The 11,993-nt window shown below is 62.4% G+C and carries 10 protein-coding genes; 3 read left to right on the top strand and 7 right to left on the bottom strand.

What is annotated here, in order from left to right:
* Window positions 1-18: 18 nt before the first annotated feature.
* From AACY42_RS11035 to AACY42_RS11015, 5 genes are all read right to left on the bottom strand, one after another.
* Window positions 19-1,122: a WD40/YVTN/BNR-like repeat-containing protein gene (locus tag AACY42_RS11035; RefSeq protein WP_339479279.1), complete on the bottom strand. Its 1,104-nt coding sequence runs from the start codon at window positions 1,120-1,122 to the stop codon at window positions 19-21.
* Window positions 1,123-1,191: 69 nt separating this feature from the next.
* Window positions 1,192-2,553, bottom strand: a complete 1,362-nt coding sequence (locus AACY42_RS11030; protein WP_339479278.1) for a DUF1329 domain-containing protein — start codon at window positions 2,551-2,553, stop codon at window positions 1,192-1,194.
* A 15-nt stretch (window positions 2,554-2,568) separates the two neighbouring features.
* Entirely contained in the window at window positions 2,569-4,218 is a 1,650-nt protein-coding gene (locus AACY42_RS11025) for a DUF1302 domain-containing protein (protein WP_339479277.1), read from the bottom strand.
* Between the two features lie 88 nt (window positions 4,219-4,306).
* Window positions 4,307-5,074: a coniferyl-alcohol dehydrogenase gene (locus AACY42_RS11020; protein WP_339479274.1), complete on the bottom strand. Its 768-nt coding sequence runs from the start codon at window positions 5,072-5,074 to the stop codon at window positions 4,307-4,309.
* 70 nt (window positions 5,075-5,144) lie between these two features.
* Window positions 5,145-6,617 (bottom strand): benzaldehyde dehydrogenase, encoded by a 1,473-nt coding sequence (locus tag AACY42_RS11015; protein ID WP_339479273.1) that lies wholly within the window; start codon window positions 6,615-6,617, stop codon window positions 5,145-5,147.
* Between the two features lie 284 nt (window positions 6,618-6,901).
* Between AACY42_RS11015 and AACY42_RS11010 the strand changes: the two genes are divergently transcribed.
* Window positions 6,902-8,677 (top strand): sigma 54-interacting transcriptional regulator, encoded by a 1,776-nt coding sequence (locus tag AACY42_RS11010; protein ID WP_339479272.1) that lies wholly within the window; start codon window positions 6,902-6,904, stop codon window positions 8,675-8,677.
* Here AACY42_RS11010 and AACY42_RS11005 read toward each other — a convergent pair.
* A complete protein-coding gene (locus AACY42_RS11005) occupies window positions 8,674-8,973 on the bottom strand; it encodes a hypothetical protein (protein ID WP_339479271.1) in 300 nt (99 codons plus the stop codon). The genes AACY42_RS11010 and AACY42_RS11005 overlap by 4 nt on opposite strands.
* Window positions 8,974-8,984: 11 nt before the next feature.
* Complete coding sequence (locus AACY42_RS11000) at window positions 8,985-9,887, bottom strand: AraC family transcriptional regulator (protein WP_339479269.1); 903 nt, start codon at window positions 9,885-9,887, stop codon at window positions 8,985-8,987.
* Window positions 9,888-10,122: 235 nt separating this feature from the next.
* Here AACY42_RS11000 and AACY42_RS10995 point away from each other — a divergent pair, with 235 nt between their 5' ends.
* Both AACY42_RS10995 and AACY42_RS10990 read left to right on the top strand, forming a co-directional pair.
* Entirely contained in the window at window positions 10,123-10,896 is a 774-nt protein-coding gene (locus tag AACY42_RS10995; protein ID WP_339479267.1) for an L-iditol 2-dehydrogenase, read from the top strand.
* A 194-nt stretch (window positions 10,897-11,090) separates the two neighbouring features.
* A complete protein-coding gene (locus AACY42_RS10990) occupies window positions 11,091-11,942 on the top strand; it encodes a CAP domain-containing protein (RefSeq protein WP_339479265.1) in 852 nt (283 codons plus the stop codon).
* Window positions 11,943-11,993: the final 51 nt, after the last annotated feature.

Here is an 11,993-nt window from a genome sequence, read left to right as displayed (position 1 = left end):
GCGCTACACCGTGAAATTTCAAGGTTGACCGGAGACCCGCGGATCCTGGTCGGCGGCCACACCGGTCAAACCGACACTGGTCAGGCTGCCGTCGACCGCCTGTTGCACGGCAGCGACGGTCCCGCCACTGCGGCTGCGACGCTTGTCAAAGCTGCGCCCCTGGTCATGACTGAATAGAAGCTCACCACTTTGGCTGGCCAACAGCAGGCTGCCGTCGCGCAGTTGGAGGGCGCTCGCCAGTGTCGATTCGAGACCGGTATCAAGGCGTCGCCAACGGTTGCCACGATCACCGGACCACCAGGCGTTTCCGCGCAAGCCATAGATCACCAACGCCCCATCACGGGTGCCGAGCAGGCCGAAGAAGCTGCCCTCATACGGTGACTTCAAGGCCTGGAATGACTGCCCGGCGTCGGTCGAACGCAACAACAGACCGCGCTCCCCCACCAGCCACAGATCGTTACCCAAGGCGCGGATGCCATACAGGTTCAAGCCCTGCGGATTGTCCACATGCTGCATCCACGGCTGCCAGCTTCGCCCGCCATCGTCGGTACGGTAGATCTGGTTGTAGGCGCCAACAACGTAGCCGTGCAGGCGGTCACTGAAGTACAGGTCGAGAAACGGTTTATCCGGTCCGTCATCGAGCATGCGCCGTGCCTGCACCAACTGGCTGGCACCGCCCGGTTGATTGGCATCGCGTTCAGCGAGCTGCACCGCCAGGGCGATGGCACGCTCACCGTCGAGTTGCTTTTGCCAGGTTTCCCCGCCGTCCTGGGTGTGCAGCACCACACCCAGGTGACCGACCGCCCAGCCCTGCTCGGCATCGACGAATTGCACCGCCGTCAGGCTGACGCTGACCGGCACCCTGGCCTGGCGCCAATTGACGCCAGCGTCATCGGAGAGCAGCACGACCCCGCGCTCACCGACCGCCACCAGGCGCTCGCCGGCCCGGGCCAGCCCGAGCAACACCGAGCGCGGGGCCTTGGCGGTCAGTAATGCCGGCTGTTGTAGCACTGCCAATGTCGCGGTCTGTGCAAGCAAAGGCACGCTCGCCAACAGGCTCCCCACCAAGGCGCAAACACCCCATAACGGACTGCGACGCGCAAAGAATTTTTCAACGTTCATATCGTTATTCCGCCTGGAAAATCGTAAGCGACCGCAGCAAACCTCCTCCTCGCCACGGTCGCCACAGGTTCAACGCATGTTTTCGTTGGCCATGGCATCCGGCGTGAAATAGGACGCCGAAGGTCTCGCGATCTTCTGGTACTGAACCGCCAGGTCATTGCTCGATGCGTTGAGGAAGTAGGCCCCGGTGTCGAGGTTGTAGCTGCCCCACATGACCTGTGCAGTGAGGACCGGCATATCCGGCGCCAGCAGCGTCAGCGAATACATCTGCCGGCCGAGCTTGCCCTGAGCGTCATAACCGTCGGCCATCAGGATCTGCCAAGAGTCTTCGTCGACGTAGTAGGTCCGGCGCGGCACGACATGGCGTTTGCCGGATTTGAGCGTGGCCTCGACCACCCAGACCCGATGCTTCTCCCAGCGCACCAGCTCAGGATTGAGGAAGTTCGCCTTGACCAGGTCGTCGCTCTTGGCCAGTGCGGCGCGGTTATTGTTGTAGCCGACGATCAGCTCTTTCTTGCCCACCAGCTTGAGGTCATAGCGATCGGTAGGCCCGAACAGCATGAACGCTTCGTCGAACAGGCCGACGCCGGAGGTCACGAAGTCCGGCGTGTCATAGGCAATGTTTGGCGCTCGGCGAACCCGGCGCTGGCCGACCAGATATTGCCAGGCCGCCCGTTTGGCCGGGTCCATGTCCCAATGGGTCATCAGGCCTTCGCCGGCCTTGGATGACGGCAACTCAGTCAACAGCTTGCCCACCTGGTACTTGCCAGCATAGTTTTCCAGGCTGCCGCCATCGAAGTAGTAGGGGAACTGATAGGAGAATTGGGCCCGTGTCGCCTGGACTTTCTTGCCACCGGCGGTCATCAGCCAGGTATCGAAAGGCGCGCTAATGGTGTCGCCACCCTGCCAGGACAACCGGTAATTCCACAGCACTTGGGCACCGTTTTCCGGGATCGGGAACGGGATACCGCCATAGGCGTTGGAGACTTTCTCGCTGTCCACGTCCAGTGTGGCGCGGGTGGCGTTCTTGCTGGTGTTGTCATACACCCATTGCGGCGCGGCGGCCGAGCGATGAGTCGGGTAAACGTCCAGGCGATAGTCCGGGTATTTCTTGAGCAGTAGCTTGCTACCTTCGGCCAATTCGCTGGCGTACTGCTCCATGTTGGCGGCGTTGATCGAATACAGCGGTTTCTCGCCGGCGAATGGATCGGCACGTTTATCACCCGGTTTATAGCCGGGCGTGACCTGGGTATAACCGCCCTGCCAAGCCGGGATACTGCCATCGGCATTGCCGGCGCGCTCGCCACCCAGGGGGGTCAGATCGGTTTTCAAGCGCGCGGCCTGCTCAGGCGACACCGCCGCCTGCGCCAGCCCCATGCCAGCAAGGGCCAGGGTCAGGACGCATGTGTTCAAAAATGCTGTGTTCTGCATGGCGAATCCACCTTATTAGAATGAGGTTTTCACGTAGAGCGAGACGAAGTCGCGATCGGCCAACGACTGTCCATAACTGAAATTGCCGTCCTCGCGCAGCCCGGCTTTCGGTGCGCCGAAGAAGTTCACGTAATTGAGGCCGACATCCCAGCGTTGCAGATAGGTGGCTTTGAGCCCGACACTCCAGTCGCCGGAATGGGTGTTGCCAAAGCCGGATTTGTTAACCGCCGATGAGCGTCCATCGAGCACTACCCCCATGCCGATCGGCACGGTCAGGTCGATTCCGTCGACAATCTGGAAGTACGCCGGCTCTATCAATACCCGCAGCGCGGTGGCATCGCGGGTGGTATTGGAGTCCAGCGCGGCAGCGTTCTTGGTCACGCTCAGGGTGCGGTTCCAGGCCAGTTCGGCGAGGGCCGATCCGCCGTCCCAGAACGCGGTGGGTGATAACAGGTAGATCGCCGACAGGTTGGCGTGGGCGGTCTTGCCCCTGGCGAACAACTCATTGTCGCCGCCATCGGCCGCCATGCCGGGGGTCACTACTTGCAGATTACTCACCAGCGGTGCGTTCCAGCGCACCGACGTTTCACCGGCAAAGTTGAACGGACCGTAGGCTGTGGAGAAGCTGACGCCGGCGGTCTTGATGTCTTCGGCATAGACCTGACGATAGGAACCCAGGATGGGCAACCCGGTGGCAGCCGCCGCCGCACCGTCCAGGTACGCGTACAACCCAATCGGCGCTTTATCGTGATACTGAGCTGCGTAGAAACCCAGCTCCAACTCAGTGCCGCTCGGTTTGAAACGGATCTGCATGCCGCCCTGCCCCGAATTGCGCGGCTTCAAATCGCCGCCATTGACCGTGTCATTGCCAAACACTTCGCGCAGAGGGCCACTGCCGTAGCCGATGGCATCGACATCACTCAGGTAGCTGCCGGCGCCGGGCAGATTGGAACGTTCCCACTCAAACTGATAGTAAGCGCCCACCGACAGTTGCGGGCTGATCTGCAACTGCCCGGAGATCTGATTGACCGGGCGCAGAATCTCCTTGAACTGAGTCCCCGGCACGCTGAGCAGCTTGACGACGTCGGTCGGGCCCTGGGCATTGGCAATGCCGTTGCCACCGTAGAACAGGCTTTCCCCATAGATCAGGCTGTGTCGGCCCACGCGCACCACGCCCTGGGAGTCTTCACCGAGCTCCCCGCGCAAGAACACGAAGGCATCGAGAATTTCCGCGTCGCGACCGTGAAGCTTGCGGGTTTCACTGAGGAAGTGCGTTTGCTCGCTGCTGTCGGTGTCCTGGTTGTAGATATCGTCGTACCAGGCGGCGCCGCTCACGCGCAGCCCATAGTTTTTCCGACTCAAGTCCATTTCGGAAAACAGGTCCAGGCGGTTGGAGACCAGGCCCCGGCTGAAGTTCTTATCGCCCTGGCTTTGGATCGAGGGGTACAGGCCGTTGGCCGTTGGCGCATTGACCAAGCGGCTGTCCTGTCCCTGCAGACGCCAGGCCTGGCTGTACTTGATGGTGTTGTCCCAGCGCAGTTTCCAGTCGGAGTCACCCAGGTCTATTTGCATGGCCTGGACTCTTTCGACCATCACACCGGTGCTGCATAACGCCAGGAACAGGGCGCAATGCTTGAAACCAAAGCAATCTTTGAGGTTATCCATGGACGCTTCTCATTATTGTTATTTTTGGTATGGCTTTGCAGCCAACACGCTCGGGTAGTGGCTTTCACCGCTGTCTACGGGTGCACCTTCAGATGTAGGTGGAGGCTAATCCACCATCGACCGGCAGGTTGACGCCGTTGATCCAGCGCGACTCGTCGGCACACAGGAAAGCGATCACTGCCGCCACCTCATCGGCGTAAGCGGGACGTTTCATGCGATGGGCATCGGCCTGGGTCCGGGCCTCGCCGAGCATGCTCACGAAGTCGTCGAGGATGGGCGTGAAAACCGGGCCGGACGCGACACTGTTCATACGCACCGAATGCTCAAGAAACCACGGTTGGGCCTGCAGATAGTTCCAGACGATCAAGGCTTCCTTGAAGTACTGGTAGCAGGTCTGGTCCGGCACCGGGTGGTCGGCCAGCCAGGCTTGCGCGGCGGCAAAATCTTCGATGCGCGCCAGCGCCTTGTGCTGTTCCAGGCGCAACGGCCACTCGGCGCCAAGGATCGAGGCGATATTGACGATGCTGCCGCCCGCGTTGATGCGCGGCAGCAGCGCACGGCTCAAGTGGCGTAACCCAAGGTAGTTGACCCGCGCCAGCAGTTGCGGGTTTGCGGTGCCCGGCACCCCGGCGATATTGCACAGGCTGTCGAGCCGTGCGGGCAGCTGTGGCAGCAGCCGTTCGATGTTTTCGGCGCTACTCAAATCGCCCTGCACAAAACCGTCCAGGGTCATGTGCGGCACCTTGAGGTCGACGCCAATCACGTGGGCGCCATGAGTGCGCAGCAAGCTCGCCGTGGCAGCACCAATGCCTGACGAGACACCGGTTACCAGCACAATCTTGTTGTCGAGTTTCATGTTGAGTCCTCTTATTATTTTTGTGTACTCGCCGGGCCCTCAGCTCATCGGGCCCTGTAAAACCTGCCTGTCAGAAGGGATAGACCGGCGCCTTGTCCTTGACCGTCACCCACTGCCATTGGGTGTATTCGTCCCAATCCGCCGGGCCGCCGACACTGCCGCCATTGCCCGAGGCGCCGCGTCCGCCGAACGGGTTGACGCAGTCATCGGCGACGGTCTGGTCATTGATGTGCAACATGCCGCACTGCAATCGCTCACCGATGGCCATGGCCCGACCCACCGACGGCGAAATGATCGCCGCCGCCAAACCGTACTCGGTGCGGTTGGCCAACTCGACGGCTTCATCATCGGTGGCGAAGCTGACCACCGTCGCCACGGGCCCGAAGACCTCCTCGTCGAAGGCCCGCATGCCCGGTTTCACGCCGCTGAGCACGGTGGCCTGGTAAAACAGCCGATCGTGCTCGCCGCCTGCCTCCAGCCGGGCGCCGGCGCGCACGGAGTCGCTGACGATGTCGTGCACCCGTTTCAGCTGTCGCTGATTGATCAGCGGCCCCAACGCGGCTTCGCCCTGGGCGGCGTTGCCTACGCTCAAGGCCCGGGCCTTTTCCACCAGTTTGCGGGTCAGTTCTTCGGCGATGGATTCATGGGCGAGGATCAACCCGGTGGCCATGCAAATCTGCCCTTGGTGCAGCCAGGCGCCCCAGGCCGCGTTACGGGCGGCGAGGTCGAGGTCGGCGTCTTCAAGAATGATCAGCGGGTTCTTGCCACCCAACTCCAGCGCGACCTTCTTCAGGTTGCGCCCGGCCACCTCAGCAACCTTGCGCCCAGCGCCGGTGGAACCGGTGAAGGCGATCATGCGCACGTTAGGGTCACGGCACAGCGCCTCACCGGCATCGGCCGCACCGGGCAACACTTGCAACAAGCCCTTGGGCAGCCCCGCTACCTCGAACAACCGAGCAATGAGGAAACCACCGCTCACCGGGGTCTGCGGATCCGGCTTGAGCACCACCGCATTGCCCGCCGCCAGGGCTGGCGCGACGGAGCGCATGGACAGCACCAGGGGAAAGTTGAAGGGCGAAATCACGCCGACCACGCCATGGGGCTGGCGCCGCGCATAAGACAGGCGCCCCGCCTCGCTGGGCAGGACCACCCCATGGGCCTGGGACAGCAGGCCGGCAGCCTGATGCAACAGGACGATGGCTTCGCGCACTTCGTGTTGGCCCTTGAACAGCGCGGCGCCGGTCTCCCGGGCCACGTACAGCGCCAACTCTTCAAAGGCCTGCTCGGCCGCATCAGCGGCCTTGCGGAAGATCGCCGCGCGTTGCCGCGGGCCCAGCGCCGCCCACGCCGGCTGCGCCAGGGCGGCGTCGCGGCTGGCCTTGGCAATGTCGGCGGAGTCGGCCGTGGCGCTGCGCATCAGCCGCTCACCGGTGGCCGGCTCAATGATCGATTGCAGCGGCCCCGACGCAGGCACCCAGTCACCGTTGAAGACACATTCCGACTCGATCACCTGGGACAACAGGTGGCTTTTGGATGCAGACATTTAACACTCCCGGCTCTTTGTTGTTGTCATCGTTTGCCGCACCTGGAAGGTACCGACGCAAACGCCGTGTAAGTGCTTGAGCAAGCGCTGTGCCGGTTTTGCCCGCGCACGTTGATAAACCTGACGCAGGGCTCTGGATCAATGTTCTGCGTCGCACACGAGATTCATGGAGCCTCTGGCGACGTGGCCGTTGGCCAGCTGCCGCTTGTTCATTTGATAAAGTTATGCTTAATAACTATCTCGCCAGATGATCATTTCGATCACCCGCCATCAGGGGCATAACAATGAATAATCCCCACTGCCAGTTGCCGGATCACCAGATCGCCACCGAGCACTTCCGTCCACGGGGTGACAGCAACGAGCTGACCGACAGCAGTTCGCCCACAACGGCCGAGCTCACCGCGTGCCTGTTTTTCTCCCCTGACGACGGCCGTATCTGGCTCAACGACCAGCGCATGTTACTGCTGCACAGCTCATCCTTCGGTGCGTTGCGCCGGGAAATCATCGAGCGCCAGGGGCTGGAACAGGCCCGTGGCATGCTCACCCGCACCGGCTACTCCTCCGGTGCCCGGGACGCCCGGCTGATTCGCGAACGCTGGCCCCACGCCGATGCCGCGGCGGTATTTCGTGCTGGCACGCATTTGCACACCCTTGAAGGCATGACCAAGGTCGAGCCGCTGCATTTCAAGTTCGATGCCGACTCGGGGTTCTATGAAGGGGAATTTCTCTGGCACCACTCCTGTGAGGCCGACGAGCATGTCGCCGCCTATGGCACCGGACAGGATCCGGTGTGCTGGACCGAACTGGGCTACGCCATCGGTTTCGTCAGCGGGCTGTTCGGGCAACTGGTGATCTTCCGCGAAGTGGAATGCCGAGGCATGGGGCACGAACGCTGCCGAGTCGTCGGCAAGACCGCCGAGCAATGGGGTGATGTCGAGCAGGACCTGAATTACCTCAACGCCTCACCGCCAGCGGTCGCCACGCGTACCGACAGCCAGTGCGACAATGTTGCCGGAACCGCCCCGCTGCCGGGCAGCGAACAGCCGCTGATTGGTGCCAGCGCCGCCTTCAACGCCGCGACCCAGGCCTTGCAACGGGTGGCCTTGACCCCCGCCACCGTACTGGTCAGCGGCGAATCCGGCGTCGGCAAGGAGATGTTCGCCCGCCAGTTGCATCAACTGAGTCGCCGATGCGATGGTCCGTTTATCGCCCTCAACTGCGCGGCCATCCCCGACAACCTGATCGAGGCCGAACTGTTTGGCGTCGAACGTGGTGCCTATACCGGGGCTACCCATTCACGCCCAGGTCGTTTCGAGCGAGCCCATGGCGGCACGTTGTTCCTGGATGAGATCACCTGCCTGAGCCTGGCCGGGCAAAGCAAGTTACTGCGCGCCTTGCAGGAGCGGGAAATCGAACGGGTCGGTGGTGGTCACGGCATCAAGGTCGATGTGCGAGTCGTGGCGGCCACCAACATCGACCTGCGCAAGGCCGTGGCCGACGGTACGTTCCGTGAAGACCTGTTCTATCGGCTCAACGTCTACCCCATTGCCCTGCCGCCCTTGCGCGAGCGTCGCGATGACATACCGTTGCTGATCAATGCCTTCCTCAAGCGTTTTTGCCAGGAATACGGCCGCACCCCGATGGGCCTGACCATGCGCGCCTTGAAGGTCCTGCTGCGCTATGACTTTCCGGGTAACGTGCGCGAATTGCAGAACCTCATCGAGCGCGGCCTGATCGCCAGCGAAGAAGGCCAGGCGATTGACCTGGTCCACCTGTTTCGTAATGAGCAACTACCGCTGGATGCGTATTCCGTGGACCTCCACGGTGGTCTCTCACCGATGGGCCTGGCCGCTAACGACGCCGCGGAAAAACCGGCGCTGCTCCAGTCCCTCAGCCAACTGGAGTCGGACTTCTCCATTGACGGCCTGGAGTCACGGCTGATCAACGAGGCCCTGCAACTGAGCGGCGGTAACCTGGCTGCGGCCGCACGCTCATTGGGGCTGAGCCGGGCACAGTTCGCGTATCGGTTGAAGAAGCATCAACGGGGTGTCCCGGACTAACCCCCGAACCTGAGGTCTACCACATTAGTTCCTGGGTGACGGCAAGGTCTGCAACTCAATCCGTCGTGCTCGCCGCCAGTACGGTCCAGTGGCGTGGCGACGGTCTTGCTCAAATCCCAATCCATGGTGGGGGGCGCAGCCTCGGTATAGCGCGGGTCCACAGCCTGACGATGAAGCACCTCATCAGCCGCATCACTCGCCTCAGGCACAAGCACCAGGAAATCGAAGGCACAACCGGGCTTTTCCATCCGCTGGCGCAGGAATGCGCTGGCTTGCTGATCCACGATGCGCAACATGACAGCCTCCATCAAGCGGGGGAAAAAGCGCCCCGCCGGTACTCGCTGGGGGTCTGGTTCATCTCTATCCGAAAATGCCGGTTGAAGTTGGAGAGGTTGTTGTAGCCCACTTCAAAACAGATATCGGTTACGGGCATTTCGCTCTGCAACAGCAAGCGACAGGCGCGCTGGACCCGCAGCTTGCGCATCAGGTCGATGAAGCCGTGCCCGGTGATGCGCTTGAAAAACCGCGAGAAGCCCGGCTCGCTCATGTCCAATTGGCGGGCGATCACCGACAGGCGCAGGTCGCCAGTGAGCTCGGCTTGCAGGTATTCGAAAGCTTTATGGATGCGCTCGGAGCTGCGCGCATCGAGGGTCGGCGCGTAGCAAGGGCTTGCCAGGTTCAAGGCCTCGTCGCCAGGGGCTTGGTTGAGGGTGTGAAGCAGCTCCAGGAACAGCGCCAATCGCGCCAGGCCCTGGGCCGGGCCGATGGCTTCCAGCAGCTGCGCAGCCTGCCGTGCGGTGTCGCCGCCGAAGACCAGGCCACGGCGGGCGCGTTCGAACAGGCCCTGCAGATCCCCCAGCTCGGGCAGAGTTCGGCGCAAGGTCAGCAGCGTGGCACCATCGAATTGCAAGACCACGTCACGCCCGGGCAGGTGCTCGCCCGGTGCCAGGTCGCCCATCCAGTCGTGGGGCAAGTGCGGGCCAATCATCGCCACATGGCCAGGGCCAAACGGGCCGATGTAGTCGCCCGCCAGCAGTTTGCCGCAGCCCTGGCGGATCAGGTGGATTTCAAATTCAGGGTGATGGTTCCAGCGCGCCATCGGGTACGGGTAGTCATGCTCGTACCAGCGAAAACTGTGTTCGGGCTCAGGCAGGATGACTTCCAGTTCGGCGGGTCGCTGCTCGAACAGGGGCGTTCGGTGTTCAGGCATGTCGCGCCTCTTTTATCGTTATAGCGGGCACCTTACGCCGAGTGCGCGGCGGTTCGCCAGCCTCGGGCTGACCGGCCACTGATACTTTTTTAACCCGGATCTGTTGCACTCAAGGGCGTTAAAAAAGCATCAGCGCACGATCCTCCCTGCGTTTGTCGGCGTCCACGGGCGCTGCTGTAATCGGCTTGCCATTGGCGACGAACCGCATTGATTTCTACTCTAAAAGGAGCAAGCCATGAAACGATTGGAAGGAAAAAGTGCCCTGGTGACCGGCGCCGCCCGTGGTATCGGCAGGACGTTCGCCCTGGCCTATATCAACGAGGGTGCCACGGTGGCGATCGCCGATATCGACCTGGAGCGGGCCCAGACCACCGCCGCCGAACTGGGCGACAGCGCCTACGCGGTCAAAATGGACGTGACGGACCAGGCTTCGATCGACCAGGCCATCGAGGCCGTGGTGGCCCGGGTGGGCAAGCTGGATATCCTGATCAACAACGCCGCGCTGTTCGATCTGGCCCCCATCGTGGAAATCACCCGCCAGAGCTACGAGCGGCTGTTTTCCATCAACGTCGCCGGCACGCTGTTCACCCTACAAGCGGCGGCGCGGCAGATGATCCGCCAGGGCCATGGCGGGCGGATCATCAACATGGCCAGCCAGGCCGGTCGGCGCGGTGAAGCGCTGGTCGGCGTCTATTGCGCCACCAAGGCAGCGGTGATCAGCCTGACCCAGTCCGCCGGGCTGGATTTGATCAAGCATCGGATCAACGTCAACGCCATCGCCCCTGGCGTGGTGGATGGCGAGCATTGGGATGGCGTGGACGCGCTGTTCGCCCGCCACGAAAACCTGCCGTTGGGGGAGAAGAAGCGCCAGGTCGGGCAACAGGTGCCCTATGGCCGGATGGGGACAGCGGAGGACCTCACCGGGATGGCGATTTTCCTCGCCTCGGCGGAGGGCGAGTATGTGGTGGCACAGACCTATAACGTCGATGGCGGGAGCTGGATGAGCTGATAATCTGCGATTTTATGGCCTTGAAACGACGGAAATGGACTTATTCGCCTCAAAGTTGATCCCACTATTTGAGGATCATCCCGAACGCTACCCAGCGGTACCGTTCCAAGGGATTTCAAGAGAGCGTGAATACCGTTGCCCCAGCGGGGCAAAAATTGCGCATCATAGGCGCCGTCCGCTCAAGGGAGATTTACATGCGTGCCATTTCATCCGTCATGGGTCTTGTCGTGTTGTCGCTGGGCCTGGTGTTCGCCACCAGTGCCACGGCCACCGAAGAGACGCAACTGGTCGAGTCCATCAACCTTTACCGTAGCCAGTCCCAAAGCTGTGCCGGCCAGGCCTCGCTGGAGTTGCCACCGCTGGCGATGGATTCCCGACTGATCCTGTCGGCCAATGGCATCGGCGACCTGCAGCAGGCGCTGGCGCAGGCGGCCTATCCAATGGTCAACGTGCAGGCCATCAGCCTGTCCGGGCCACGCGATGCGCAATCGGCCATGAAAGCCGTCCAGGAAAGCTTCTGCCAGGTTGTACTCGACCCGCAGTTCATCGACATCGGCGTCAGCCGCCTGGGACGCGAATGGCGCATCGTGCTGGCGCGTCCACTGTTGTCGGCGCGCCTGGGTGACTGGCAAGCCGAGGGCCAGAAGCTGCTGAAGCTGATCAACAGCGCCCGTGCCCAGCCGCGTCGCTGTGGCACCGAAGCCTTCGCCGCCACCACGCCGCTGGCCTGGAACACCAGCCTGGCCCTGGCCGCCGTCACTCACACCCGGGCCATGGCCAACAACAATTTCTTCGACCACAAGGACCGCGACAACCGCATGCCGGGCGACCGCGCCGAACTGGCTGGCTATCTGGGCCAATTGATCGGCGAGAACATCGCCGCCGGACAAGACACCGCGCTTAAGGTGGTGGACGGCTGGCTGGCCAGCCCGGGGCACTGTGCCAACCTGATGAACCCGCGGTTCCGCGAATTGGGCGCCGGGTACGCGACCGATCCGAAAAGCGATGCCGGGATCTATTGGACGGCGATGTTTGGCACTCAATAGCGCGGTGGCCGGGCCACCGCTATCGCGAGTAGGCTCGCTCCCACAGGTCTG

The organism is Pseudomonas sp. RL_5y_Pfl2_73, from assembly GCF_963970515.1.
Classification (GTDB): Bacteria; Pseudomonadota; Gammaproteobacteria; order Pseudomonadales; family Pseudomonadaceae; genus Aquipseudomonas.
This window is presented reverse-complemented; position numbering and strand designations above follow the sequence as displayed.

Excerpts from the sequence above, each read along its gene's own strand:
- AACY42_RS11030 (WP_339479278.1), bottom strand. The coding sequence starts at position 2,553 with ATGCAGAACACAGCATTTTTGAACACATGCGTCCTGACCCTGGCCCTT.
- AACY42_RS11005 (WP_339479271.1), bottom strand. The coding sequence starts at position 8,973 with ATGTTGCGCATCGTGGATCAGCAAGCCAGCGCATTCCTGCGCCAGCGG.
- AACY42_RS10990 (WP_339479265.1), top strand. The coding sequence starts at position 11,091 with ATGCGTGCCATTTCATCCGTCATGGGTCTTGTCGTGTTGTCGCTGGGC.
- AACY42_RS10995 (WP_339479267.1), top strand. The coding sequence starts at position 10,123 with ATGAAACGATTGGAAGGAAAAAGTGCCCTGGTGACCGGCGCCGCCCGT.
- AACY42_RS11015 (WP_339479273.1), bottom strand. The coding sequence starts at position 6,617 with ATGTCTGCATCCAAAAGCCACCTGTTGTCCCAGGTGATCGAGTCGGAA.
- AACY42_RS11025 (WP_339479277.1), bottom strand. The coding sequence starts at position 4,218 with ATGGATAACCTCAAAGATTGCTTTGGTTTCAAGCATTGCGCCCTGTTC.
- AACY42_RS11010 (WP_339479272.1), top strand. The coding sequence starts at position 6,902 with ATGAATAATCCCCACTGCCAGTTGCCGGATCACCAGATCGCCACCGAG.
- AACY42_RS11020 (WP_339479274.1), bottom strand. The coding sequence starts at position 5,074 with ATGAAACTCGACAACAAGATTGTGCTGGTAACCGGTGTCTCGTCAGGC.
- AACY42_RS11000 (WP_339479269.1), bottom strand. The coding sequence starts at position 9,887 with ATGCCTGAACACCGAACGCCCCTGTTCGAGCAGCGACCCGCCGAACTG.
- AACY42_RS11035 (WP_339479279.1), bottom strand. The coding sequence starts at position 1,122 with ATGAACGTTGAAAAATTCTTTGCGCGTCGCAGTCCGTTATGGGGTGTT.